Below are 25,696 nucleotides of genomic sequence, written 5' to 3'. Positions count from 1 at the left end.
TCTTACACGTAAGGCCGGCCGGCGAACACTCATCCGGGCGGTTGATGCCCAAGCGTGGCTGGATGGCCTGCCGAGTGGAAAGGACGCAGCATGACCGCGCCCGTCGAACCGGAGCCGGTCCCGGATAAGATCGCTGCCGCAAACGCCTGGCCGGATCAGCAAGGGGAAGTTCGGGCCGATGCGGGCTTCAAGGCGAGCGGCAACGATGCGCTGTTCCTGAAGGCGCTGCTGACCGCGCTCGAGGCGAACGGCGTCACACCGCCGCCGACGCTCGGTTTGCCCGCATCGCTTAAGAAGGTGGTGCACTGTGACCATGTAAGGGTCGCGTTCCGGGATCTCAATCCGGGCGACGGCGACGATGCCGATAAGCACCGGGAGCGGCTGAAGAAGGCGCTGCAGCGGACGCGCGAACGCCTTCACAGCTTTGGCATCATTGCTATGGCCGACCCGTATGTCTGGCCGACCGGGAGGCCGGTGAAGGGGATCATCCAAAACAGCAATGCGGAGGCAGACGAATCCGAGCAACTCACCGAAGAGTCCACCGAACTCCCTGTGCAACGGTTTGATGCGAAGGCCGCGGCCAGAATCGGTGCAATGATCAGGCTGCTCGGCAGCGATGACCCCGGCGAGGTCGCCGCCTTGGTCCGCGCGATCCGCAGAATGTTGGACGAGGCAGGGGCGTCACTGGAAGATCTGGCTCAGGCAGTGCTACGGCCTGAGGAAACGACACGACGTCCGACGAAGGCTCGAGAGCCCCGGCCATATCCGCCGCCAGGTCCGCTGAGTATACGCTTCGATCATCAGTCAATGCTTCGGATCGGCCGCACGCTGATCTATGAGCACGATCCTGCTCCGATAGAAGTGCAGTTCATCGTGGGCCTCACTGCCAAAGCGAGGCAGCACGGTGAAGGTTTCCGGCTGACGGTGCGACAAGAAGATTGGCTCTTGGTCCTGATGTATCACTACGGCGTCGTCGACGAGGCTGAGCGGTGACCGGAAGCCGTTCCAGGGTACCGTGGTGGCGCCGCGAGAGTGTCCCGTTCGCCGCGGTCGTGGACGAGAAGGATCCGCGCGCCAAGAACGTCGCCAAGGTGGTGCCGACCACGGCCAAGAAGCGCATGCTTGGCGCAGTTGTGCTCGGCTACACCAAAGAACCAGGCCGATTGCGAAAGCCGCTATCCTGGTCCACAGTAACGGTCATGCAGCGCAAGAACGAGTTGGCCAGGCTCGTCCAATACCGGCTCCACAACGGGCTGGACGCTGGGCCGCCCATCGGCTGGGCGGCCGTGCTGGCCAATTTGTCCGCTACGCTCGGGGATGAGGTGACCGTCGACAGCGTTGCCGATCTATGCCGACGGATCGGCTTGCCTGAGATCGACGCCGCCATCGTTGCGGGCTTGGCGCGCGACCCCGAGAAGGCTCGCCGGGTCTGGACCAAGTATGAGCTCCTGGACGCTGCCAGCACGGGCGCTCTAATCGAAATGACATCCGTCGAAAGAGAGGAGCTCGAGATCAAAAGGATCGATGCCTGGGATGAGACTGCCGACGATCGGAGGCGTCGATTGACACGGGAGCGGAAGCGGAAATGCATAGCGAAAAAACGTCAGCAATCCTGACGCAGGTAACGCGCACATATCATAAGGAAGAAAAGGGTGAGCGTTACCTTTGCACGGGTGAGCGTTACCTTTCCACCTCTTCCAAGCACCGCATCATCGGAGGGGATAGCGGGACGAACTCGTGCCCGAAGGGCCGAAGAGAGTTTGTCCCGGTGTCCCCGGCCCATGAAATGCTGGCGAGTGCGGGACACCGCCTCAAGGGGCTTCGCCCACGGCGGCGTCCCGACACGTCGGCGTCGAGCAAATCAGAGATGGGGGGATTCGACGCTCGATGCAGCATGCAGGATAACCTATCTCAAGGCGCGGCGGCGGAAGTTCGAAAGGCGCGCACGATGGCGATAGAAAAGAAGATCAGGAAGTCGATCGACCCGGCCCTGGACAGGCTTGTCGCCGAAAACCCAGAACTGGTGCCGGCCACGGCCACAGGGATACAAGACATCGCTGGCTGGTTCATCGTGGAAAGCCTGGAGGCTGCTCGCCTTACGGCGCTCCAGGAGTCCGATGCGCTCGCCGGCGGCGTGGCGCTGATCGTGACAGGCGACTATTTACCTTGGGACGCATCCGCGGTCGAGGATCGACTCATCGAGGCCCCACGGACCTCGATGGCCCTGCCGCACACCGGCGGCCCGCCGCTCGAATGGGAGTCTGGCCGTCGCCGACTGAGATATCTCACACGGACGAGGCCCTCAGGAGATGGGATCGGTTTAGCACGGAGGCCACGCCCAAGGGGGCGCCGACAAGTTGTGCCGGCACAATTCGATCTACCGATGGCGGAGATTGAATGACCTCGAATCCGAGCTCATCGATCGGCTGGCCTCCATCATTGTGGGACGCTGAGGGCGAAAGGAAGCCGCTGCGCTGTGGTAGAAGGAAGAGGTGTAAACAATTCATCAGATGATTGCTCGTATCTTCATCTGAGTAGATGCCAAGTTTCAACGCTATCAACGGGAGAATTGGCTTTGGCCAGTCTTTCCAACGGAAGGCATGAAGCCTTCGCTATTGGACTTGCCGAGGGCATGACTGCCGATCAGGCATATGTCGAAGCTGGCTTTAGGCCAAACCGCGGCAACGCCTGTCGCTTGAAATCAAATGAAAGCATCCGAGCTAGGGTGCGCGAATTGCTCGATGCAAGCGCAGAGAAGGCCACCGTAACAATTACGACCATCGCCACGCAGCTCGACGAGGATCGCGCCCTTGCTCATGCCAAGGGGCAAGCGAGCGCGGCAGTTGCGGCATCGATGGCCAAGGCGAGACTGTACGGGCTGCTCGTCGACAAGGTTGAAGCGACGGTGTCGCACAGCTTCTCGAACCTGTCGGATCAGGAGCTTGATTTCGAGATTGCCGCACTGGTCAACGAGATGGCACCGCCGACGCATTGACGTAGGCGACGGCGGCACTGCTCAAACAAGGGCCGCCCCGCGCGGAAGCTTTAACCGGTGCACGGATCGCGCCGGCCAACCCCACCGAAGCGCAGATGAAGGCTGCCCGCGAAAAGCCCATTCTGCGTGCCTTCGACGACATCCTATCGCAGGGCCAGGGTCGCGCAGAGCGTAGTCGTCACCGACGACATTCTCGCCGGCTTTGACGCCATAGGCGGCAACGGCACGAGCATCAACTTCACCCACAGCGACAGGCGGCTGCGGCAGGGCATCATGATGCGCAGCGGTTTCGTTCTGGAGCAGTTCATCGACGCGCCCCGGTCCGGTTCGAGACACCGTCGCAATTCCTGCAATGTGAGAAACAAAGATCACCTTGACGAGATGGTAGGGCTGACGCGGTCTATTCCCGCAGACCTGCCGTCCTCGCGGAGCGACATATCTCGTCAAGGTGAAATACCGCAGCGAGGAGTATCGGCTTTGATGGGGCTAATTCCCAAGTCGGGGCTCAACAAGGAGCCCTTCCTCGCCAGCGGGACAACGCGAATGTAGTCTCTCGCGATGAAGCCGTCAAAGACGAGGCAGCAAGACGTAGCTCGCGGCAAGAGTGGCACGCGGCTCGCACGCCGTGCGGAAATCTTTCCTTCTCCTGAAAGAATGGCTGCCTGGCAGAAGCATCTCGATCGGCCGATGAGGAGTAGCGCCAAAATCGAGGACTTTATCGTTCTCGATCAGTCTCCGATGTTGGCGGCAATGATCGGCGGCAAAGGACGCATCATTTCATTCTCAATGCGAGGCGTTTCAGCAAGATCAGGGCAGCACCCTAAGTCCGAGTGGGTGTGGGAGCATCTTCCCGAACTGATCGCCAATCCGCGATCCGTCTGCAGTCGCGGCGATGGAACGAATATGCTTGTCCTTCGCGTCAGGCTCGATGAAGGATCCGGATCCAACATCATCGTTGGCACGGACGACGAAATCGCCACCGTCACACCTTGGGAGAGCAGCACACAGGCGACTCCGACGCCCGATTGGCATGCGAAAACTCACCGCCGCGCGCTGGCGTGGCCTGGAAAGGGCTATGGAGTGCCGAGAGCGGCCCTTGATGAGATCCTACGGCTGACGCGGCCTATTCCCGCAGACCTGCCGTCCTTGCAGACTGGCATGTCTCATCAAGGGCGCGAGGCAAAGATAGTCACCCTGAGACAATATTGTCAAACGCGAGGGGAGTGGCGCTTATGCATCCGCGAGCAGCCTGCCGGTGTAACCTCCGGTTTCGAGTTGACGGATGCCTTCGTGGACCAGGCGGTGGCGCTCAGGAAGCCGCTGTGCGCCGAGCTCGACCGCATCGGCCTGAAGGCTGTCGGGCCCAGGATTTCCGAGCGGATCAACGTCATCGGTCGCGGGGCGCTTCGCGGTCGACGGCAAGTACCCCAACGGAATGATCGACATTGCGCTCGACGCCGCCGACCCGGCTTCGGCACTCGACCACGAATCCATCCTTGCGGCGCATGGACCTGTTCAGCGATGCCGAGTGGGCGGTGCTGTCGCGGAAGTCGAAATCACACTGGATCGGCCGTCACAACATCGCCAGTGTAAATGGCATGTTCGGCGCTGAGGTGCGGATCGAGGAAGGTGTTGCCTACGCCTATGCCGACTGAAAGGCCGGCGGCAAGTCCGACAGCATCATTGCTCGCTCTTTCAAGCGTATCAGCGATTTTCCTTGAGGCGCTGCGCAATGTGTTCGCCGGCCTGGGCTTCAGCGCACACCAAGCCGTGGCCCAGAAGCCGGTCTAGGGGGACTGCGAGCGCACGAAGCATCATCCGCTCCTCGTCCGCGAGCAGAGCGCAATCCTCCGGCAATGGGACCTCCGCCACAATCCTGGCAGCAGCAAACTCCTGTGCCGCATCCCAATCGTCTGGAAACTGGCCTGCTTTGACCCCATCTTGCCATTCCGAGTCCGCCGCGTCTGAAGCGCGCTCATATTCGGCATCATTCAGGCAGCAATGGCAGACGTAATGGTGAGCGAAACACGGGTGGTTGGCAATTGCCGTCGACAGACTGCGGAATTGCCGCAGCAGCGCCTCCCGATCGGTTATTGCGTCGATGATCTCGGCTTCTCCGTTGCGCCGAACTTCCAGGTAGAAGCGGCACAGATGCGGATCAGGGCCATCCTGCACGACGAAATGCGCCGTCGCTCTTTCTGCCAAGGCCGCGTGTGGCTCGCCGCCGGCGGCCAGGATCTGGATGAACCGGACGAACGTGACGAGCGAGTCGTGGATATCGTCGATCTGTAGGTCGAGCCGCTTTCCGTGCGCTTCGACCGCAATGCAGATCCAGCCGTAGACAATCGACCTGAGGGAAAGCGACACGTCGGCGGGGACTGGGATGCCGGGCAGCCTTGGTAGCGGTTGGTCCATCGGAAACCAGGTCTCGCTGCTCCAGTCTTGATGCCAACCAGCCTTCAAGGCCTTTTCGACGACCAACTGCCTTACGAACTCCACTGCCACCTGAGCCGCGCCAACAAGCCGATGCTCCCGCTTGTCGAGGCCACTTGCCGCGAGCCGCCGCGGCAAGTCTTCTGGCTCGCACTCCCACGCCAGCATTTGCCAGCCAGGCGCATTTTCGTTGCGAACCGCGAAAACGGTCTCATCCAGCAGGCGCGTCGATCGATATGGTAGCGGCATGGCTTTGCATGTGTTCGCAGTTGCGGAGCTTTCCGCGGGCATTGTCCATCACTGGCCGGGCGGTGGACGGCGCTCGTATTGATCTCGCCGTCGATGACCCGAGTTCAGTTGGAAGCATGCCACCGTATTCCCCGCCAAGCTACTTATAATTGTAGCCTTGCATCCCTACGTTATCCCTGTAGACCCGGGGGGAGGATGCCAGCAATGGCAAGCAACGAAAGTTCTGAGGCGACTACCCGGATTGCAACAAGTTCTGAGGGTCGCTGTGATGCAGAATCCTGGGCCGACACGCGGCAAGATGGCCTGACACCTTCGGATCGGATCGTATTGATTGTTCTGGCCAAGGTCCACGATCATCAGGCCACCATGGCGCCAGTGCGATTCCACGAGAGCTGGAGAAAGCACGCTCAGAAACTGCGCGAGCTAGCGATCAGCCTGCGCGCGAGGTGATCGGTCATCATACCGCAGGTGCGGCCCAACATCGACATGGCCTGGTATGTTTCACACGGCAAGTTACCAAAGAACGGGCTGTTCAAAAAACCCAACGAAATTTGCCGTCGGTGATGTGCCGGATTTCGGGAGGTTTATCCTCCCGCTACAGGCGTTCATAAAACACTTGGTTTTTGAACACCACTACTCAAACTGGAACCCTTACTGAGAGCAACAGAATGCGTCGGGCAGCGATATACATTCGCGTATCCACAGACGAGCAAACAACCGCGAACCAAGAGAGGCAGCTGCTCGAGATAGCCCGTCACAGTGGCTGGGACGTCGTTCAAATCTATCGCGATCAAGGCGTCAGCGGTGCAAAGGGGCGCGATAAACGCCCGGCCTTTGACGCGCTTTGCAGCGATATAACACGGCGTAGATTCGACATCGTCATGGTGTGGTCAGTCGACCGCCTCGGCCGCTCGTTGCAGGATCTCGTTACATTCCTTTCGGAACTTCATGCCCTTCGGATTGACCTGTTTCTGCATCAACAGGGCATCGACACGACCACGCCAGCCGGGAAAGCGATGTTTCAGGTGATGGCCGTTTTCGCCGAATTTGAGCGCGCCATGATCCGTGATCGCGTCAAGGCCGGTCTGGCCCGCGCTCGAGCGGAAGGCAAGAAGCTTGGGCGCCCGAAGCTGTCGCCGGGAACTGAAGCGGTCATCCGCGCCGCACTCGTCCGCGGTGAAAGTCTGCGAAAAGCCGCCAAGTCATGCAACGCCAGCATCGGCACAGTCCATCGCATCAAGGCCTCTCTTTTGCTCAACACCGGTACTATCCCTTCTGCCGGCATTCACATGAATCCGGAAGCCCAACTGTCGGACGTAGGCATCACAGGTGATGAAGGGTAGGAACCCTGGTCGCAGGCGGATCTGGATCGAGCTCGCTCGGCGGGAACTGGCGGCACGAGCCGTTGCAGGGACGCCTGCAGAAGCGTGGCAAGCAGTCGTTCGGGGGGAGGCGGGGAGCCCGGCGGGTGACGGACTGGAGTCGCGTTTGGCTGCAGGTGCCGCCAACAAGGTATTCACTGCTGAAAAGGCCGAGGCCGCACGCATGTGGCTCAAGCGACGTTTCACCAAGCATGAGTAAATGGCTTTTCGCCGAGATCGTCGACATTGCCCGTCAGGTCACGCCGATAACGTGCCCTCCGCGGGAATGAAAGCCCTGATCGAGCTGCTGCCCGGCGCCTCCTGATCGCCATCATCCTTGGCCGCTTTCCAAGTTGTTCCACCGACGGGAACAGAGCCGGCTCGGGAAATTTGAACTAAGTGGAATTTCTGCCTGGACACGGCATAGAAGCCGGGAACAGGAGAGACCATGACGAGACGACCCCGCCGAAACCACAGCGCCGAATTCAAGGCGAAAGTTGCGCTCGCCGCGATCCGGGGCGAACGCACCCTTGTCGAGCTGTCGCAGCAGTTCGACGTTCATGCTATGGAGATTCGCGAGGAATGCCGAGCGTCCCTGGAAGGCCGCCTGAAGCTGACGTTGAATATGGAGAAAACCCATATCACCCACGTCGATGACGGGTTCGTCTTTCCGGGGCATCGGATCATTCGCAAACGAGGGTCGAACGGGCACATGTCCGTCGTCACGACGATACCCAGGGAAAAGGCCAAGGCGTTTGTCCGCAAACTGACCGAGGCCATTTCCGGCAATCATGATGTTGGCAAGGTCGACATGGTGGACCGCATCAACCGTCAACTGGCGGGATGGGCGGCCTTCTACAAGTTCACCGACTTTACAGCGCGCATCTTCCAGCGCATCGACCATGTCGTGTTCTGGAAACTGGCGCACTGGCTGGCGCGGAAATATCGGTCACGCATCAAACCCTTGATGCGGAGCTGGTATCGAGCGCCGGAGGTGGGCAAGGCAAAAACCTGGCTCGTCTACGGACGAAGTGAGCGTGGAAACCGTGTCGGAAAGGCTCTGCACCGAAGGCGCAGTTCCGATGGCGGAATCCGGAGAGCAATCCATACATCTTCCGGAGCGAAACTCGCAGCACCGTCACCTCGAACTATCGCGATGTTGCCATGGCCACGGGCCAAGGTTGAATAGAGAGCCGTATGCGCTGAAAGGTGCACGTACGGTTCGGGGAGGAGAAGCGCATCCGCGCTTCTTACTCCACTCCCCATGCGGCGCGGCTTCGTCTACCCCCGACATGAAGAGCCGGTGTTCGCCTTTGAACTGAACCGATCGAAGCAGCCTGATTGGTAGGGCGTGGCCATCGCGTTGCGAAGCAGCGCTGTTCGATCGTCCGCAGCATTGAACGCTCATGTGGAAGTTGGAACTCGTTTCCTTATCCGCGGGACGAGCGGCATCTGATACATGCCACAGGTCATTCCGCCAACACGGTCCTCACCGTCTGTAAGTTGGTGCTACTTGCCCGTCAGCAGGGAATGGGCTGGTCTGTGAGCGAAGATGGTTTGGCTCGCATAGACGAGGCCCTGGCGGCGGTCGGCATCGCCGACGTCGCTTTCAGGAATATAGGGGAGTTCCGGCGGCCAACGGCAACTCGCCAGCCTGGCGCAGATGCTGGTGCGGGAACCATTGAGCCGTGCTCGCGCGGCATCGGCCACGTCATCGTGGATGGCGTGGTGGATGAACGTCGGATGGTCATGATGTCGGCAGCGGTAACCGAATCCGCGATTCGGAGGAGATCCGAAGCGGCAGCCGTTCCGGCCGCGTGAACGGCAGCCGCGTTGCGCCTCTTGATTCACGCGTGTATCAATCGACCTGCCGTCCGTGACCGCACCTTGGACGGACATGAACTTGGGGCTCAGCTCAACGCGTGGCCGGCCAATCCATAAACCCACGGTCCATTGTCTTCCCGGTTCAGGAACCGGCGGCCCTTGGACATTGTCGTCACGGTCTCGGCGACGCCGAGGCCGCTCTGCTCAAGAAACTCGGCAAACACGCCATCCCTCTCGCGCGTATCGACGCGAACGAACCGGCCTTGCAGCTTCTTGAGATGGACGGCGGTGAGATGCACCGCGTCCTGGTCGTTGCCAGCGATCACGGGGCCAATCACGAAGCCGCGCCCGAACTCGCGACACATCGAATAGCCGACAACCTCGCCGCCACGCCTCAAGACGGAAATTGTCGCGTCCGCCGATAGCAAGGTGAGCACCCGGGACCGATCGCTGCCAAACGCACGTTCGTCCAGCGCGGTGATCTCCGAGAGCCTGTCGCTGGTAAGTTCACTCAGCTCACCCTCCAGCGGGGGCAAAGGCGAAAGCGCTTGTGGGGCCTCGCCTTGTCGCATGTTCACGATCGCCTCGCTGGCGAAGCCGAGCGAGACATACAGTGGATAGGCGACGTGGGTGGCGTTCAGTGCCAGGTTGCGCGCGCCGCACTGCTCGAGAACCTGGTCCATGAGCCATCGACCGCCTCCCTGCGCCTGGGCGCGAGGCGTCGTAATCACGAGCCCGATGGTGGCGAAGTCGTTGCCCTGAGGGAACCACATCGCGCTTCCGAAAACGCGCCCGATGCCGTCGACGGCAACGATGCCGCGCCCGACGCGACGCAGGAGCTCCCAATCCTTGGGGCGATGCGGCCAGCGAACGGAGATGGACAGAGCGTGCAGGAGGTCGACATCGACATCATTGATGTCGCGGGCGACCAGTTCGAAGGATTTCAGGCGCACCGATTTCTGCATGTCAGCTCATCCGCTCTGTCACCGCGCACCAATCCACCATCGCCACACCGATTGCAACTGCGCAGCGAGTGTCCGTTGCCGCAGGTTTGCACGGAAACGCCAGCAGATTTCACCGACTGAAGGCGCGTTTTCGCAATCTTCGGCCAAAGCACGGCGCGATTCGGCAGGGAATACTCCTGCTCGCGGTTACGCTGGTCCTATCCGCCGTATTGCGCAAGCAGAGTGGCCGCCATGAACGTGGAAGAGATTCTCGCGAGGCTGATCGCATTTCCTACTGTCGTGGGCACGCCCAATGGCGCGATCGTCGATTGGATCAGCGACTACTGTCGGTCGGCTAGAGCGGAGGTGACGGTTCTGCCGGGACCCGAAGGCGACCGCTCCAACCTTTTTGTCACGATCGGTCCGCGCGAGCGTCGAGGCCATGTCATCTCCGGACACATGGACGTCGTGCCGGCCGGTGAGCCGGAATGGAGTTCGGATCCGTTCGTCCTGCGTCGCGATGGCGGCAGGCTCTACGGCCGTGGAACCACCGACATGAAGGGTTTTCTCGCCTGCGCTTTGGCGGCGCTCCCGGCGCTTGCGGCCATGGACCTGCGGCAGCCCATCCATCTGGCCTTCTCCTACGACGAAGAGGCGGGATGCCGTGGCGTGCCGCATCTCATTGCGGCGTTGCCGAGCCTGTGCGAGAAGCCGCTCGGCGCGATTATCGGTGAGCCGAGCCGAATGCAGCCTGTGTTGGCGCACAAAGGCAAAATCGCCGCACGGCTCGAGGTGATCGGCCGATCCGGCCATTCGTCGCGCCCCGATCTCGGGCTCAATGCCGTACACGCCATGGCCGGCGTTATCACGTACGCCGTGGCCTACGGTCAGTCCCTCGCCGACGGGCCGCTCGATGGCAATTTCGAGCCCCCGTATTCTTCCTTGCAGGTCGGCGTCATCGCCGGTGGACAGGCCGTCAACATCATCCCTGACCGCTGCACTGCCGATATCGAGGTGCGTGCCGTGCCGGGTGTTTCCCCGACTTCGCTGCTCGAGCCGGTGAGGGCCCGGCTTTTCGCCCTGCGCGACAGTGGCTTCGATGTGGTGTGGCACGAGTTGAGCGCCTATCCCGCCCTTGCGCCCGTGAACAGGGGTGAACTGGCGGCCACGCTCAAGCAATTGACCGGGCAGGAGCCGCTCACGGCGGTCAGCTATGGAACTGAGGCTGGGCTTTACCAGCAGGCCGGCATCGACGCGATCATTTGCGGCCCGGGCGAGATCGGGCGGGCCCATCGCCCGAACGAGTACATCGAGCTCGGCGAACTCGCGGCCTGCCGAAAGATGATCGAGGATCTCGGCGCACGACTTGCGGCGTGACTGAAGGGCGATTTCGATGGCGTTTCTCTTCAATTCCGATGCGGCACGCGGCGCCGTCTTCCGCGAGGTCTTCGCGCGGGAGCTGCCGGATGTGGAGTTCTTCCATTGCAGCGAAGAGGTTGACCCCGAGAAGATCCGGTATCTCATCACCTGGACCGTACCGGACGACATATCACGCTTCCGCAAGCTGGAAGTGCTGTTTTCCATCGGGGCGGGCGTCGATCAGTTCAAGGCGGATATCGTGCCCGGCCACGTGAAATTGGTTCGCATGGTCGAGGACGGCATCATCCGCATGATGCAGGAATACGTCGCTCTCGGCGTGCTGGCGCTTCATCGCGACTTGCCCGCCTATCTCGGCCAGCAGAGAAGGCAGGTCTGGAAGGGCATTCCTGCCCGTCAGGCCCACGAATGCCGAGTTGGCTTTCTGGGGATCGGCATGCTGGCACAGGCTGCCATTGAGCACCTGAAGCCGTTCCGGTTTCCGCTGGCCGGGTGGAGCCGCAGCGAAAGGCGGATCGATGGCGTTACTTGCTTCCATGGCGAGGAGCAATTGAGCGGCTTCTTGAGCCAAACGGACATTCTCGTCTGTCTGCTGCCGCTGACGCAACGAACACGCGGCATGCTCGATGCGCAGCTCTTCTCCCAGCTTCCCGTCGGAGCGCGTCTGCTGCATGTCGGCCGCGGCCCGCAACTCGAGCAGGGCGCGCTGATCGAGGCCCTTGACAGCGACCGCCTTGCGGCGGCGATGCTCGACGTCACCGATCCTGAGCCGCTGCCGGAAGACCATCCGCTGTGGTCGCATCCTAAGGTGATGATCACCCCGCACATCGCGTCCGTGACCCAGCCGCATACGGCGGCGCAGTCGGTCGTCGAAAACATCCGGCGTCACCTCGCCGGGAAAGAACTGATCGGCGTCGTCGATCGGACACTCGGCTACTAACAGGAAACCTCACATGTCACTTCTGATCACGATCGACACGAATCCTTCCTTCGCTCCCAAAGAGTCATTGCCATTGCCGGAGCGCCTCATTTGCGGCGCTCCATCCTTCAAGAGCTGGCCGCAGGATGCCTCGAAAGGCGAGAAGGTTCTGAGCGGTGTTTGGGAAGCGACGCCCGGCGTCACGCATTCGATCAAGGGCACCACCTACGAGTTCTGCCACATCCTTTCGGGCGTGATCGAAATCGAGGAGAAGGGCGGAGAGACCAAGACCTACCGCGCCGGCGACAGTTTCGTCATGAAGCCGGGCTTTGTCGGCGTCTGGCGCACTATCGAGACCGTGCGCAAGATCTACGTCGTCGTGAATGACTAAGTTCGACGGTCGACTTCCGAATGGAGCGCGAAGCGACCGCAGAATAATCGACTTTCCAAGTCCCGCCCGACGAGATTCAACGCCGTCCGGCGGGTCATCCTCGACGAAAAATGCAACGCGCGGTCGACTATCCTCTCACCGATCGAGAATCCAAGAAGCGTGTTTATCGACCTCCAGGTGCCGTCTATGAAAACCTACACGATAGCACTCGTCCCCGGCGACGGCATCGGCAAGGATGTGACCGAGGCGGCATGGCAGGTGCTGCAGACGGCGGCAAAGCGGGGCGGGTTCGCCCTTGAGGGTACAAGCTTTCCGTGGTCCTGCGTCTACTACCTGGAAACCGGAACGATGATGCCGCCCGACGGCATCGAGACACTCCGGAAGTTCGAGGCGATCCTCCTAGGTGCTGTAGGATGGCCCGCTGAAGTGCCCGATTCAGTATCGCTCCATGGACTGCTGCTGCCCATCCGGAAAACCTTCACGCAATATGCCAACATCAGGCCGCACAGGCTGCTGCCAGGCGTTCAGGGTCCCCTCCGCTCGGAGGGTTTCGACATACTCTGCATCCGCGAGAACACCGAAGGTGAATATTCCGGCGCCGGCGGCCGCGTTCACTCCGGTACGGCCGACGAGGTCGCGATCGAGACGGCGATCTTCACGCGTACGGGCGTCGAACGGATACTCCGGTTCGGTTTCGAACAGGCGCGGGGCCGCCGCAAGAAGCTCGCGTCGGTCACCAAATCCAATGCACAGAAACACTCCATGGTGTTCTGGGATGAGGTCACGCGCGAGGTGGCGAAGGACTATCCCGACGTCGAGGTCTCGCCCTACCACATCGACGCCATAGCCGCCCGCATGGTGCTTGCGCCGGAAAGCCTCGATGTGGTCGTCGCCTCGAACCTGTTCGGCGACATCCTCACGGATATTGGCGCGGCCATCCAGGGCGGGCTGGGTTACGCCGCATCTGCCAACATCAACCCCGATCGCAGCGCGCCTTCGATGTTCGAGCCGGTTCACGGTTCGGCGCCCGATATCGCGCATCTCGGCATCGCCAATCCGATCGCCGCGATCTGGTCCGGCGCGATGATGCTCGACCATCTGGGCGAGGGGGAGGCGGCGGCCGAAGTGATGTCGGCAATCGAATCCGTGACCGCGCGGGGCATCGGGACGGTCGCTGGCAATGACAACACGGAAACAATCACGCGCGCAGTGGTAGCGGCATTGAGCTGAAAGGGCAGAGGAAAAGACCATGAATGCGATGACGAACATTGGCGTCCTGAAGGATGCGGACCTGTTCCGCCAGCGCGCATTGATAGGCGACGTCTGGCAACATGCTCACAGCAAGGCGGCGGTCGACGTGATCGATCCTGCCAGTCTTGAAGTGCTGGGCACGATCCCCGACATGGGCCGGGACGAGACCCGTGCTGCCATCGACGCGGCCGCCGAGGCGTTCAAGGGCTGGAAGGTGCGCACCCACGCGGAACGTGCCGCACTTCTCGAACGCTGGCACGACCTGATGCTGGAGAACGAAGAGGATCTCGCGCTTCTCCTGACGTTGGAACAAGGCAAGCCTCTGGGTGAAGCGCGCGCCGAGATCCGTTATGGCGCGTCATTTGTCAAATGGTTCGCCGAGGAAGCACGGCGGATCGGCGGATCGACCATTCCGTCGCCCACGGCCGATCGCCGCATTCTGGTGTTGAAGGAGGCGGTCGGGGTCTGCGCCATCATCACGCCGTGGAACTTCCCGAACGCGATGATTACGCGCAAGGTGGCGCCCGCTCTGGCGGCCGGCTGCACAGTCGTCATCAAGCCGTCGGAGTTCACGCCCTTCTCGGCGCTGGCGCTCGGCGTTCTGGCCGAACGGGCCGGCATCCCGGCAGGTGTGATCAACATCGTCACCGGCATGCCGACCGAGATCGGCAACGAACTGATGGCCAATGAGACGGTGCGCAAGATCTCGTTTACCGGCTCGACCCGGGTTGGCGCGCTGCTGATGAAGGGCGCTGCCGACAGCATCAAGCGGCTCAGCCTTGAACTCGGCGGCAATGCCCCGTTCATCGTCTTCGATGACGCCGATCTCGACGTGGCGGTGGACGCCGCAATCGCGTCGAAGTTCCGCAATGGCGGCCAGACCTGCGTCTGCGCCAACCGCATTCTTGTGCAGTCGGGCATCTATGACGCGTTTGCCGCAAAGCTCGCCGACAGGGTCACCACGATGAAGGTTGGCCGCGGAACGGAGGCCGGCGTGGAGGTCGGACCGATGATCAACCGCGCCGCAATCGAGAAAATCGAACGTCACGTTGCCGACGCGTTGGACAAGGGCGCGCGGATCATCGCCCGGAGCGAGGCGGTTGCCGAGGGCTCGCAATATGCGCGGCCCGTCGTTCTGGGCGAGGCGACGACCGAGATGCTTCTGGCGTCCGAAGAGACCTTCGGTCCCGTGGCACCGCTCTTCCGTTTCGAGACAGAAGAGGAAGCGATCGCGATCGCCAACGGCACGCCGTTCGGTCTTTCCGCCTATTTCTTCACCGAGAATCTCAAGCGGTCGTGGCGCGTCGCGGAAGCGCTGGAGTTCGGCATGATTGGTCTCAACACGGGCCTGATCTCGACCGAAGTCGCACCTTTCGGGGGGGTAAAGCAGTCAGGCCTGGGGCGCGAGGGCTCGCAACTCGGGATCGAGGAGTATCTCGAAGCCAAGACACTGCACGTCGGCGGTCTGAACTAGCTCAAGCCAACGTCTGAAGGCGCAAGGGCGATCCTGGAGCGAAAACGTGGCCGTTTTCGAACCGCCCCCGACCACGGAGCTAACCTCATTGCATAGCGTGTTTAGCAGAGCGTTGCGCCGGTCTTTCACTCGTCTCTGACGCGAGCGCTTGCAACGTGGCGGCCGGTCGTCCTGCTGCGGCAGAAGATGCGGCGCAATCGGCGAAGGATAGCGAAAACGGACGGAGAAAGGCCCCCAGTCGGGAGGAACTGCTGTCCTTGATGGCCTAACGTAGGCACCTGAGCACACGGGGCGGAAATTACAGCATGGCCGAAGCGGCACGTCGCGGATGGCCGGAAAGACAAGGGCGCTGCGCCTCGCCGGACCTACGCGCTCGTCAGTCAGGCACTCGGTTGATTTGGAGGAAGAAATGCTTGCGAATTCGCTGATCGAACTCGATCGCGCGCACCTGGTTCACCCGGTGGCGTCCTATCGCAGCCATGAGGCAATGGGCGTGCGAGTGCTGAAGTCGGCCACGGGCGTGACGCTGACCGACGCGACGGGGCACAGCCTGCTCGACGGGTTTGCTGGCCTGTGGTGCGTAAACGCCGGCTACGGACAGGAGAGCATCGTCGAGGCGGCATTAAAGCAGTTGCGCGAGCTGCCCTACGCGACTGGCTATTTCGGGCTGGGATCAGAGCCGGCCATTCGCCTCGCCGCGAGGCTTGCCGAGCTGGCGCCGGGCGATCTCAATCATATCTACTTCACGCTCGGCGGCTCCGATGCGGTCGACAGCACCATCCGGTTCATCCGCTACTACCATCATGCCATGGGAACGCCGTGGAAAGACCAGTTCATTTCGGTCGAATACGGCTACCATGGATCGTCGACGGCAGGATCCGGCCTGACCGCGCTTCCAGTCTTTCACGCCGGCTTCGGCGTCCCTTACGACTGGCAGCACAAGATTCCGTCCCACTATCCATATCGCAATCCAGTCGGTCCCGATCCGCAGGCGATCATCGATGCGTCGGTCGCCGCCCTGCGGGCCAGGATCTCTGAAATCGGCGTCGACCGCGTCGCCGCATTCTATGTGGAGCCGATCCAGGGATCGGGCGGTGTGCTCGTTCCGCCGGCGGGCTGGTTGAAGGCCATGCGCGCCGTCTGCAAGGAGAACGACGTCCTTTTCGTTGTCGACGAGGTCATCACCGGCTTCGGGCGGACTGGTCCGCTCTTCGCGTGTGAAGAGGACGACGTCGTCCCCGACCTCATGACCACGGCGAAGGGCCTGACCTCGGGCTATGCGCCGATGGGCGCCGTTTTCATGTCCGATCACGTTTACAACACGATCGCGGATGGTGCCGGCAGGGCGCTGGTCGGCCATGGTTACACCTATTCCGCCCATCCCGTGAGCGCAGCGGTCGCACTCGAATGCCTGCGCCTCTACGAGGAGGGCCTGCTGGAGAACGGGCGAAAGGCCGGAAAGCGCCTTATGGAAGGCCTGCGCTCGCTTGCCAATCACCCGCTGGTCGGCGACGTACGTGGTCGCGGCATGCTGGCAGCGGTCGAACTGGTGACCGACAAGGAGCGCAAGACGCCCTTGCCTCCGGAAGCCGATCCCGCGCGCCGCAACTTTGACCGCGCATGGCAGAACGGCCTCGTGATCCGCGCTTTCGGCAATGGCGTCCTGGGCTACGCCCCGCCGCTCTGCTGCACTGACGAAGAGATTGATGGAATTATCGAACGCACCCGTTTGACGCTCGATCAGACGCTTGAAGACAAGGACGTGCGGGCGGCGATGAAAGGGTGAAATGCTGCATGTGCCGCTAGAGTAGATCTTGTGGCTTCGGTAATACGTCGGCGGCAGGTGAAATGCATCGACCGCACTGCTAAACTCGAATGTAGCCCGCGATGGGGCGTAGATATCCAGGTGACGCGAGAGTGGCCAGTTTAGAAGTGACGAGCGCCGACGGGTACGGTCTGGCTACAGTTGCGGATAATGGCATGGTCCTCGACACCTGGTTCCCGAAACCCCGACTTGGCAAGCCATCTGGTCCATCGACGTCACTCGTTTTGACGGCTGAACAGGCCAACGTCGCGTTCGGCTCGAGTGCGGCGGGTTGTTTTCTTTCCGATCCGCGCCGTGCGGTCTCTGTGATCCCGGTCAAGACTGTCATTGAGGATTTGGCTCAACCTCCACGTGATCCCCATGATGTCTATCTGCGCCTTCATCTGCTAAGTCATCGTCTGATCCGGCCCCATGGAGCCAATCTGGAGGGGATATTTGGCTTGCTGGCAAATGTTGCATGGACATCCTTTGGACCATGCCTGCCTGAGCAAATTGAAGAACTGCGCTGGGCAACTCGCTCATCCTCCGCCACTTTGGAGGTGCGTAGTATCGACAAATTGCCACGCATGACTGACTACGTCGTGCCGGAGGGCGTCCGGATCGCCGATGCGAGCCGTGTTCGACTAGGTGCCTATCTGGGGCGAGGAACAACTGTACTTCATGAGGGTTTCTGCAACTTCAATGCTGGAACTCTCGGTTCTTCAATGGTGGAGGGACGGATCAGCGCGGGCGTTGTAGTCGGCGATGGCACGGATATCGGCGGCGGGGCGTCGATCATGGGCACACTTTCCGGTGGCGGCAAGCAGGTCGTGTCTATTGGGAAGCGCTGCTTGCTCGGAGCCAATTCCGGCACAGGTATCGCGCTTGGTGACGACTGCGTGGTTGAGGCCGGTTGCTACGTGACGGCAGGCACTCTCGTTCGGCAGGTTTCGGGGGAAGTCGTAAAAGCCGTCGCGCTATCCGGTAAGCCAAACATTCTCTTCCGGCGCCATTCCCAGAGCGGCGCAGTAGAGGCGATTCCACGCAACAGGTCCTGGGGAAGTCTAAACCCCGCGCTACATGCCAGCTAGCTCAGCCGAGGCCTACCGAAGCTATCGCATCAAGAGCGATCAGCCGCTTCCTCTTTGGTCGAATATGGCGTCGAGCGGAAGGTGAGACTTCACGATGGGCGACTTCAGAACGACAAAGCTGAAGTACTTGTCGATCCCGATATCCATTTCGAGCAAGCGTTCCATGATTGTCTGATACTCGGTTATTCCCGCCGTGATGAACTTGACGAGATAATCGTAGCCGCCGGAGACCAGATGGCATTCGATGACGGAATCGATCTTCTCGACCGTCGTGAGAAACCGCGCGAAGTCGTTCTGGCGATGGTTCCTGAGCGTGATCTCGGTGAAAACTGTCAGGGTTTGCCCAAGCTTCGAGACATCGATCTGGGCGGAGTAGCCAGTGATGAAGCCTTCGGCCTGAAGCTTCTTGACCCGCATCAGACAAGGGCTTGGTGATAGATGCACCAGGTCGGCGAGTTCTACGTTGGATATGCGACCGTTCTTCTGCAATTCCGCCAGGATCTTAATATCGATATTGTCGAGCTTCATCGGAGACCTCAAACGTTCGAGCCGTGGATCGCCCGGCACACAGCATCGGTCACCTCCTGCGTGGTGGCATCGCCGCCCACGTCCGGCGTCAGCACTCCTTCGGCCGTCACGGCTTCCACGGCCCGCATCAATCGGGCGGCTGCTTCATCCTCGCCCAGGTGCTCTAGCATCTGGGCGGCGGTCCAGAATGTGGCGATAGGATTGGCAATCGCAGTGCCGGCAATATCGAATGCAGAGCCATGGATGGGCTCGAACATCGAGGGATAACGCCGCTCGGGATCAATATTGGCTGTCGGCGCCACGCCGAGGCTGCCCGCAAGGGCGCCGGCAAGGTCGGACAGAATATCCGCGTGGAGATTGGTAGCGACGATAGTATCGAGGCTCTGCGGCTTAAGTGCCATGCGCACTGTCATAGCATCAACCAACATCTTGTCCCACGCGACATCGGGGAACTCCCGCGCCACCTCGGCGGCGATTTCGTCCCACATTACCATGCCGTGTCGTTGGGCGTTCGATTTGGTGACGACGGTCAAGAGCTTTCGCGGCCGCAACTGGGCGAGCCGGAACGCGTAGCGCATGATGCGCGTGACACCGGCGCGGGTGAAGATTGCGACCTCGGTCCCGACCTCCTCAGGTAGGCCCCGGTGAGCTCGCCCGCCGTGGCCGGAGTATTCCCCCTCGGAATTCTCGCGTACGATCACCCAATCCAGATCGCCGGGGCCGACGCCGGCGAGCGGCGAGGAAATCCCAGGCAGGATCCTGGTCGGCCGCACATTCGCGTATTGGTCGAAGCCCTGGCAGATCGGCAGCCTCAAACCCCAGAGCGTGATGTCGTCGGGCACATCCGGAGCGCCGACGGCGCCGAAGAAAATCGCATCAAAACTTTTCAGTTGCGCCACCCCGTCTTCGGGCATCATGCGGCCGCGGGTCTTGTAGTAGTCCGAGCCCCAGTCGAAGTGCTCGACGCGAAGCTTGAAGTCGCCGCAGCGTTGCTCGAGTGCCTCGAGTACCTGGAGGCCGGCAGCTATGACTTCCGTGCCGATCCCATCGGCTGGGATGGCGGCTATGTTGTATTCGCGCATAAAGACGACTCCGTGGTCTCTGAAGTAGGCACGCTACGTGAGGGCGATCCGCGACGGAGAAGAATCACCATCGCTGTCACGAGGAAGGCGGCGCCGATTATCGCGGCAAGACTCAGCGTTTCGCCAAAGATCGCAACGGCGAGCGTAGTCGCTGCCAGAGGCTCGACAAGGGCAAGAACACTAGCGGACGTCGCCGGCGTGCTGCGTATTCCTCGAAAATAGAACAGGTAGGCGAGGGCAGTCGGCACGAACCCGATATAGAGGAGGATAGCCCATCCCGATGCCGACCAAGCGAAGGCATCGGCGCCGGAAGCGAATGCAAATGGCGCAACGATGATGGCGCCGCTTCCGAACCCCACGACAATGATTTTGCCCGGATCGTGTTTCGCCAGACTCCGGCTGACCAGGACGAATGCGGCATAGGCCAAGGCCGCGATGGCCGCGTAGAGCATGCCGGTCATGTTGCCTTCGTCGGAAGGCAAACCGACAAGCAGACCTGCTCCGATCAAACCGAGGCTTAGTGCCACTCCAAGGCGACGGGTGACAGTCTCGCCGAGAAGAGATACTGCCCCCAGGCCGACCAGTAGCGGACCCGAGCAAATCGTGATCAGGGCTGCCAGAGCAGCACCGATTTCAGGTACTGCGGCGAAGAAGAACACTTGGTAGACCGCTATCGAGCCTCCAAGAGCAAGGACGAGGAGAAGATCACGGCCGGGAAAATGGAAAGTCGCTACACCGAGCCTCAACCAGCACCAGACCACGAGAGGAGGAACGGCCAAGGCGAGGCGGAGGAACCCGACAACGAGTGGCGGAACATCGTCGATGCCGTAGAGCATCTTGGACGCGATGCCAGCCGTCCCCCAAAGCATCGCTGCCAACGCAACAAGACTTGGCCCGACCTTGCGGCCGGCTTGGGAAGCTCCTCTATTTGCAATCTCGTCACCCGATAATGACGACAACATTATTCTCCCGCGTTGGCGCCAATCACCATCAGTTGCGCGCCGTGGCACCAACTCACTCTTGTCAAAATTCGGCGACCTTGCCCCATGCAGCGGTCTTCAGGCGCTCTGGCCGGTACGGACGCGGATCGACGATCGGTTCGCAGCCTGTGATGATGTCGGCAATCAAGTGCCCGGCGCCTGGACCGATCCCGAAGCCATGACCGCTGAAGCCGGCGGCCAATATGAAGCCTGGAACGCCTTCGACCTCACCGATGACCGGGATGCCGTCGGGCGTGCTGTCGATGTAGCCGGCCCATGCATCGGCGATGGTAACGCGTCGAAACTCGGGGATCAGCTCGCAGGCGCGCCGATAGGTGAGATTGATCTGACGCAAGTCCGGCCGCGGATCGAGTATCCGGGTCCGTTCCATGGGTGTCACCTGTTCAGGCCCCCACTGGGCAAGCGTTTCATGACCCTGCCGCCAGCCCTCAAGGCCGCCGGGTTTCAAACTGCGCCAGCGGCGGGCAAACATGGGCACGAATTCTTGTGAAAACCGCAACTGTTGCGGTGTCGGGTCGACGCGCGCCCGCCCGCTGATCGCCAGCGTGTATCCGCCGTTGCCGCGGCGCGTAAACGCGATCCCGGAGGTATAGAGGGCGGCGGGCAAACACTCCACTCCGGGTGCGGTTGCCAGTATCGAAGAGCGCACGGAAGCTTGCGGGAAGCGAATGCCGAGCTGGTGGCAGAAGGAGGAAGCCCATGCGCCGCCGGCCATGACGACGGCCTTGGTGCGGATTGTCCCCGCTTCAGTCACCACACCGCTGACCCGGCCTGCACTAAGCTCAATGGTCCGCGCGGCGCATTGCTGGTGCACGCTGCCGCCGGCGGCCATGATTCCGCGTGCGGCGACGGGCACTGCCCGCGAAGTGTCGGCGGTTCCGTCGGTAGGCGAGAGCACTCCGCCTTTCCACGGGCGCCCGGTCGCCTTGCCCCGTTCGGTCGCTTCCTCCGCAGTTAACATGTGCGTGGTGACGCCGACCGTCTTCGCGAAGTCGCGCCACTTCGCCCAGCCGGCCAGCTCGCTCTCATCCTGCGAGAGATAAAAGAGTCCGCAGCGGCGAAAACCCGTGTCCTCACCTGTCTCCTGCGCCACCTTCTCCCAGAGATCGAGGCTCTTCGTCGCCATGGATAGTTCGCGCGCGTCGCGGTTTTGCTGGCGGCACCAACCCCAATTGCGGCTGGACTGCTCGGCGGCCACGCGTCCCTTCTCCAGCAGGGCTACGCTGACGCCGCGGCGCGCGAGATAATACGCCGTAAACACGCCCACCACGCCGCCGCCGATGACGACGACGTCTGCCTCGCGAGGCAGGGATGGGCTGGACTCGATGTGCATGAGCGGCGCGGGCATGGACTGAGCTCCGGTATTTTGAACCATCCTAGTCTGCTACCCCCAGAAGCAGGCTGCGGAGTTTGTGCTTGGACAGAATATCCTGCCGTTGGACGCCTATAGGACGGGCAATTGTTGCGCGAAAAGCCCGGCCATTACCCCCAGCCAGGCGGCGGCTGCGGGACCGCCCACACGCCTCTCGATGAGAGAAAGTTGTTGACTGAGACTCTCTTGAAGTCCCTCCGGTGCTCGGCTAGGGAAACCTGACTTTCTTACTCTACAAATGGAAGCCTCCCATGTTGACCAGAACCGCCTTCGCCGCGACCGGCGTTGCCGCCGTCCTCTCTTGCTCGGCCGCACTGGCTGAGGCGACGACCTACCCCCTGACGATCGAGAACTGCGGCCAGCACGTCACTTTCACCAAGGCGCCCGAACGCGCAGTTGCGCTTGGCCACAACAGCGCCGAGATCCTGTTCATGTTGGGGCTGGAGGACAAGATGGTCGGGACCGCCTTCTGGCCGAACCGGGTTCTTCCGGGATTCGAGCCGGCCTACGACAAGGTCGAGGTCCTGACGGTCGAGTTTCCCACGCTGGAAGCGATTCTGGCGAAGAAGCCCGACTTCATCCCGGCAATGCTGGTGACGCTGTTGGGCCCGGACAGCAAGATCGCCAAGCGCGAGGATTTCGAAAAGCTGGGGATCCCGACCTATCTGTCGCCGACCGCGTGCTCCGTTGTGACCGATACCGAAAATGCCAATAACAGCAAGTCGACCAGCGTCTATGGCCTGCGCAAGCAGTTGTGGAACCTGGACCTGCTCTACCAGGAGATCGAGGATCTCGCGAAGATCTACGACGTGCAGGATCGTGGGCAGGCGCGGATCGCGGATTTCAAGAAGCGCGAGGCCAAACTGCGCGCGGAGTTCGCCAAGAACGAGGACCTGACCTTCCTGTTCTGGTTCTCTTCGCCATCGCCGTCTGACGACGCCTATCTGACCGGTGGCAATGGCCCCTCGGCCTACATTGCCGATCTCCTTGGCGGCTCGAACGCCTTGAAAACCGAGGCGGAGTGGCCGGCGCTGGGATGGGAAGGCATCATGGCCACCAATCCCACGGTGATCGTCGCCGCGCAGGTGGATCGCAAGCGTTGGGGTCTGGACGAGTCGGCAAACAAGATCGCTTTCCTCACCACCGATCCAGCCGTCAGCCAGATGGAAGCGGTCAAGGCAGGCCGGATCGCCATGATCACCGGGGCCGCGATGAACCCCTCGGTCCACACGCTTTATGGCGCTGAGCTGTTGGCCGAACAGATCAAGGCGTTTGATCTGAAGTGACTATCGCGGACGAAAATAAGGCCGGGGCAGGCTGGCTCGCCCTGGTCCTCGGCCTTGCCCTGATCGTACTCGCCTTCGCTGTCGCCCTCGCGGCGGCCATCGGCGATTATCGGATCGGTCTTGGGACGGTGTTCCTGGCCGTGACCAACGGGTTGGGGCTGACGGCTGCGGATATTCCACCCATCGAGCAGAGCGTCGTCTGGGACCTGCGGCTGAGCCGCGCCCTTGTCGCGGCGCTGGCTGGGGCGGGACTGGCCATCAGCGGCGCGATCCTCCAGGCTCTGTTGCGCAATGCGCTGGCCGAGCCTTTTGTTCTGGGCATCTCCGCCGGGGCCTCGACCGGGGCAGTGGCGGTGATCGTGCTGGGCATCGGGGCGGGCAGCCTGTCGCTGTCGATGGGCGCCTTTGCGGGAGCCTTCGGGGCCTTTGCCCTGGTGGCGATCCTGTCGAACGGGGCGACGAGCGGACCCAACCACACGATCCTGGCCGGTGTCGCCGCCTCGCAGCTGTTCAACGCGATCACCTCCTACATCGTCACCACATCGGGCAACGCCCAGCAGGCACGGGACGTGATGTTCTGGCTGCTGGGCAGCTTCGGTGGCGTGCGCTGGCCGGACTTCCAGCTTCTGATCGTGGTTGTGTTCGTCGGACTTGCGATCTGCCTCCTGATGGCGCGGTCGCTCGATGCCTTCACCTTTGGCGACGAGGATGCCGCCGCCCTCGGCGTGCCCGTCGCGCGGGTCCGGCTGATCCTGTTCGGCGTCACCGCGATGGTAACCGCCACCATCGTCAGCATGGTGGGCACGATCGGCTTTGTCGGCCTCGTGGTGCCCCATGCCACCCGCTACATCGTCGGACCGATGCACCTGCGGCTACTGCCTGCCTGCGCGGCGGTGGGGGCAGTGTTCATGGTGCTGGCCGATATAGCCTCGCGCGTGGTGGCCGAACAGCAGACGATCCCCATCGGCGTGGTGACCGCGCTTGTGGGCGTGCCCTTCTTCGCCATAATCCTGTATCGCGCAAGGCCGCAGCCATGACCGTGATCGCGCAGAATCTCGTCTGGGGCGTGCGGCGCAAGACCATCGTGGCCAATGTGTCGCTGGCCTTGGCCGAAGGCGAGACGCTGGGCCTGATCGGTCCGAACGGCTCGGGAAAGTCCTCGCTTCTACGGCTACTCGCCGGGCTGAAGGCGCCGCAATCGGGCCGGGTAGAAATCCTCGGGCGGGACATCGCCCATGTGCCGCGCCGCGCCCTCGCCAGGCAGGTCGCCTTCGTCCAGCAGAACGCCGCAACCGATACGAACCTTTCCGTTCGCGAGGTCGTGCGGCTGGGCCGAACACCGCATCGCAGCGCGCTGTCGGGGTGGTCCGCGGCGGATGAGGCAGCAGTGTCCGCCGCATTGGCCCGCGTCGACATGGTCGACCGGCGCGCGCAGGCCTGGCAGACCCTGTCAGGCGGCGAACGTCAGCGCGTCCATATCGCGCGCGCCCTCGCACAATCGCCCAGCGTCATGTTTCTCGACGAGCCGACAAACCACCTCGACATTCACCACCAGATCGAAATCCTGCGCATGGTTCGGAATATCGGCCTGACCAGCATTGTCGCGCTCCACGACCTTAACCTTGCCGCCATGTTTTGCGACCGGATTGTCGTGTTGCATACCGGAGCCGTTGTCGCCAGCGGACTACCCCAGGCGGTGCTGACCGAAACCCTTCTGCGCGACATCTTCCGGGTAGAAGCAGAAATCTGCACCTATACGCAATCTGGCCGGCCGCATATCCGCTTCAAAGCCGGTTGACGGGTGGCGGCGCTTTTCGCGGGGCAACAAGACGGTCCCCCCTTTTTGGCCACGTCGCCCGTAGCCTTGAAGGGAGCCTGTCTGTCGGACTGTTTCATGCTGCAACCGCTAAACCTGCATCGCGGTCACCGCACAATCAGTACCAGATAGGTAGCACTGCAACCGCATTGCCGTGCGTGAAGACACCGACCACGCCTCCGCCGATGACGACGCCTCTGCCTCCCGAGACAGGGTTGGTACCCCCAGCTGCGAGCTGCGAAGTTTGTGCCTGGACAGAACATCCTGCCGTTAGCCACCTATAGGACGGGCATTTGTTGCGCGAAAAAGCTCCCACTCACCCGCCCAAGCAGGAGTACACTTCGTGCTGTCGCGTCATCTGCATGACTTTTTCGGAGCGTGGCTCGTAGCTGTCGGCCTCTGTCCGATTATCCCTGGCCGACATTGCGATGGGGCGCGCTGATACCAACCGCTCGATGGCGTTGCCATGCAGGCAGCGCGTGCTAACCGGATGAATGA

General features: G+C 61.8%; 27 protein-coding genes and 1 pseudogene. 20 read left to right on the top strand and 8 right to left on the bottom strand.

Annotated elements, in window-relative coordinates; all coding sequences use genetic code 11:
- The first annotated feature begins 90 nt into the window (after window positions 1-90).
- From JN280_RS24720 to JN280_RS24700, 5 genes are all read left to right on the top strand, one after another.
- Window positions 91-993, top strand: a complete 903-nt coding sequence (locus JN280_RS24720) for a hypothetical protein (RefSeq protein WP_202306168.1) — start codon at window positions 91-93, stop codon at window positions 991-993.
- Between the two features lie 59 nt (window positions 994-1,052).
- Entirely contained in the window at window positions 1,053-1,616 is a 564-nt protein-coding gene (locus JN280_RS24715) for a hypothetical protein (protein ID WP_202306166.1), read from the top strand.
- A complete protein-coding gene (locus tag JN280_RS24710; RefSeq protein WP_202306164.1) occupies window positions 1,586-2,401 on the top strand; it encodes a hypothetical protein in 816 nt (271 codons plus the stop codon). Before JN280_RS24715 ends, JN280_RS24710 begins: the two co-directional genes overlap by 31 nt.
- Before the next feature lie 174 nt (window positions 2,402-2,575).
- Window positions 2,576-2,995, top strand: coding sequence for a hypothetical protein (locus JN280_RS24705; protein WP_202306162.1), 420 nt, complete (start codon window positions 2,576-2,578; stop codon window positions 2,993-2,995).
- Window positions 2,996-3,121: 126 nt separating this feature from the next.
- Window positions 3,122-3,544, top strand: a complete 423-nt coding sequence (locus JN280_RS24700) for a hypothetical protein (protein WP_202306160.1) — start codon at window positions 3,122-3,124, stop codon at window positions 3,542-3,544.
- A gap of 681 nt (window positions 3,545-4,225) precedes the next feature.
- Here JN280_RS24700 and JN280_RS24695 read toward each other — a convergent pair.
- Window positions 4,226-4,441 (bottom strand): hypothetical protein, encoded by a 216-nt coding sequence (locus JN280_RS24695; RefSeq protein WP_202306158.1) that lies wholly within the window; start codon window positions 4,439-4,441, stop codon window positions 4,226-4,228.
- Here JN280_RS24695 and JN280_RS24690 point away from each other — a divergent pair.
- Entirely contained in the window at window positions 4,441-4,650 is a 210-nt protein-coding gene (locus JN280_RS24690; RefSeq protein WP_202306157.1) for a hypothetical protein, read from the top strand. The two genes, JN280_RS24695 and JN280_RS24690, sit on opposite strands and share 1 nt — an antisense overlap.
- 49 nt (window positions 4,651-4,699) lie before the next feature.
- Here the strand turns inward: JN280_RS24690 and JN280_RS24685 are convergent, their stop codons facing one another.
- Window positions 4,700-5,677, bottom strand: a complete 978-nt coding sequence (locus JN280_RS24685; RefSeq protein ID WP_202306156.1) for a hypothetical protein — start codon at window positions 5,675-5,677, stop codon at window positions 4,700-4,702.
- Between the two features lie 204 nt (window positions 5,678-5,881).
- Between JN280_RS24685 and JN280_RS24680 the strand changes: the two genes are divergently transcribed.
- From JN280_RS24680 to JN280_RS39565, 4 genes and pseudogenes are all read left to right on the top strand, one after another.
- Window positions 5,882-6,127, top strand: coding sequence for a hypothetical protein (locus tag JN280_RS24680; RefSeq protein WP_202306155.1), 246 nt, complete (start codon window positions 5,882-5,884; stop codon window positions 6,125-6,127).
- Between the two features lie 218 nt (window positions 6,128-6,345).
- Window positions 6,346-7,020 (top strand): recombinase family protein, encoded by a 675-nt coding sequence (locus JN280_RS24675; protein WP_202306152.1) that lies wholly within the window; start codon window positions 6,346-6,348, stop codon window positions 7,018-7,020.
- Between the two features lie 466 nt (window positions 7,021-7,486).
- Window positions 7,487-7,612: pseudogene (locus JN280_RS39570) on the top strand (IS3 family transposase); the annotation flags it as partial.
- Entirely contained in the window at window positions 7,604-8,227 is a 624-nt protein-coding gene (locus JN280_RS39565) for a group II intron maturase-specific domain-containing protein (protein WP_342216200.1), read from the top strand. The pseudogene JN280_RS39570 and the gene JN280_RS39565, both read left to right, overlap by 9 nt.
- Window positions 8,228-8,547: 320 nt before the next feature.
- Here JN280_RS39565 and JN280_RS24665 read toward each other — a convergent pair whose 3' ends face one another.
- Together JN280_RS24665 and JN280_RS24660 are read right to left on the bottom strand one after the other, a co-directional pair.
- On the bottom strand, window positions 8,548-8,937 hold the full coding sequence (locus JN280_RS24665) for a hypothetical protein (protein ID WP_202306150.1): 390 nt from the start codon (window positions 8,935-8,937) through the stop codon (window positions 8,548-8,550).
- Between the two features lie 11 nt (window positions 8,938-8,948).
- Window positions 8,949-9,827: a GNAT family N-acetyltransferase gene (locus tag JN280_RS24660; RefSeq protein WP_202306149.1), complete on the bottom strand. Its 879-nt coding sequence runs from the start codon at window positions 9,825-9,827 to the stop codon at window positions 8,949-8,951.
- Between the two features lie 231 nt (window positions 9,828-10,058).
- On the opposite strand from JN280_RS24660, the gene argE reads away from it, so the two are divergent.
- From argE to dapD, 7 genes are all read left to right on the top strand, one after another.
- Window positions 10,059-11,183, top strand: a complete 1,125-nt coding sequence (argE, locus tag JN280_RS24655; protein ID WP_202306144.1) for an acetylornithine deacetylase — start codon at window positions 10,059-10,061, stop codon at window positions 11,181-11,183.
- Between the two features lie 16 nt (window positions 11,184-11,199).
- The gene (locus JN280_RS24650) at window positions 11,200-12,123 is read left to right on the top strand and encodes a 2-hydroxyacid dehydrogenase (RefSeq protein WP_202306142.1); all 924 of its coding nucleotides are present in this window, start codon (window positions 11,200-11,202) and stop codon (window positions 12,121-12,123) included.
- A gap of 13 nt (window positions 12,124-12,136) precedes the next feature.
- Window positions 12,137-12,493 (top strand): cupin domain-containing protein, encoded by a 357-nt coding sequence (locus JN280_RS24645; protein ID WP_202306140.1) that lies wholly within the window; start codon window positions 12,137-12,139, stop codon window positions 12,491-12,493.
- 186 nt (window positions 12,494-12,679) lie between these two features.
- Window positions 12,680-13,723, top strand: a complete 1,044-nt coding sequence (locus JN280_RS24640) for a tartrate dehydrogenase (protein WP_202306138.1) — start codon at window positions 12,680-12,682, stop codon at window positions 13,721-13,723.
- A gap of 19 nt (window positions 13,724-13,742) precedes the next feature.
- Window positions 13,743-15,218 (top strand): NAD-dependent succinate-semialdehyde dehydrogenase, encoded by a 1,476-nt coding sequence (locus JN280_RS24635; RefSeq protein WP_202306136.1) that lies wholly within the window; start codon window positions 13,743-13,745, stop codon window positions 15,216-15,218.
- A 409-nt stretch (window positions 15,219-15,627) separates the two neighbouring features.
- Window positions 15,628-17,004, top strand: a complete 1,377-nt coding sequence (locus JN280_RS24630) for an aspartate aminotransferase family protein (protein ID WP_202306134.1) — start codon at window positions 15,628-15,630, stop codon at window positions 17,002-17,004.
- A gap of 101 nt (window positions 17,005-17,105) precedes the next feature.
- Window positions 17,106-18,113, top strand: coding sequence for a 2,3,4,5-tetrahydropyridine-2,6-dicarboxylate N-succinyltransferase (gene dapD, locus JN280_RS24625; RefSeq protein WP_202306133.1), 1,008 nt, complete (start codon window positions 17,106-17,108; stop codon window positions 18,111-18,113).
- Between the two features lie 39 nt (window positions 18,114-18,152).
- Here dapD and JN280_RS24620 read toward each other — a convergent pair whose 3' ends face one another.
- The 4 genes from JN280_RS24620 to JN280_RS24605 form a co-directional block, all read right to left on the bottom strand.
- Window positions 18,153-18,641 (bottom strand): Lrp/AsnC family transcriptional regulator, encoded by a 489-nt coding sequence (locus tag JN280_RS24620; protein WP_202306132.1) that lies wholly within the window; start codon window positions 18,639-18,641, stop codon window positions 18,153-18,155.
- Between the two features lie 8 nt (window positions 18,642-18,649).
- Window positions 18,650-19,723, bottom strand: coding sequence for a tartrate dehydrogenase (locus JN280_RS24615; protein ID WP_202306131.1), 1,074 nt, complete (start codon window positions 19,721-19,723; stop codon window positions 18,650-18,652).
- Entirely contained in the window at window positions 19,705-20,682 is a 978-nt protein-coding gene (locus tag JN280_RS24610) for a DMT family transporter (protein ID WP_210387817.1), read from the bottom strand. The genes JN280_RS24615 and JN280_RS24610 overlap by 19 nt, the downstream gene beginning before the upstream one ends.
- Window positions 20,683-20,746: 64 nt before the next feature.
- Window positions 20,747-22,072 carry an NAD(P)/FAD-dependent oxidoreductase gene (locus JN280_RS24605; protein WP_202315026.1) on the bottom strand — a complete coding sequence of 442 codons (1,326 nt, stop codon included), beginning with the start codon at window positions 22,070-22,072 and terminating at the stop codon, window positions 20,747-20,749.
- 275 nt (window positions 22,073-22,347) lie between these two features.
- Between JN280_RS24605 and JN280_RS24600 the strand changes: the two genes are divergently transcribed.
- Genes JN280_RS24600 through JN280_RS24590 form a run of 3 tightly spaced genes read left to right on the top strand, consistent with a single transcriptional unit; the run spans window position 22,348 to window position 25,180 of the window.
- The gene (locus tag JN280_RS24600) at window positions 22,348-23,382 is read left to right on the top strand and encodes an ABC transporter substrate-binding protein (protein ID WP_446720714.1); all 1,035 of its coding nucleotides are present in this window, start codon (window positions 22,348-22,350) and stop codon (window positions 23,380-23,382) included.
- Between the two features lie 41 nt (window positions 23,383-23,423).
- A complete protein-coding gene (locus JN280_RS24595) occupies window positions 23,424-24,419 on the top strand; it encodes a FecCD family ABC transporter permease (RefSeq protein WP_446720741.1) in 996 nt (331 codons plus the stop codon).
- The gene (locus JN280_RS24590) at window positions 24,416-25,180 is read left to right on the top strand and encodes an ABC transporter ATP-binding protein (protein ID WP_202306128.1); all 765 of its coding nucleotides are present in this window, start codon (window positions 24,416-24,418) and stop codon (window positions 25,178-25,180) included. Before JN280_RS24595 ends, JN280_RS24590 begins: the two co-directional genes overlap by 4 nt.
- Window positions 25,181-25,696 lie beyond the last annotated feature (516 nt).

The sequence above is a fragment of the Mesorhizobium sp. L-8-10 genome (genome assembly GCF_016756635.1).
GTDB lineage: Bacteria > Pseudomonadota > Alphaproteobacteria > Rhizobiales > Rhizobiaceae.
The sequence above is the reverse complement of the archived record's forward strand: the minus strand, read 5'-3'. Positions and strand labels throughout refer to the sequence as shown.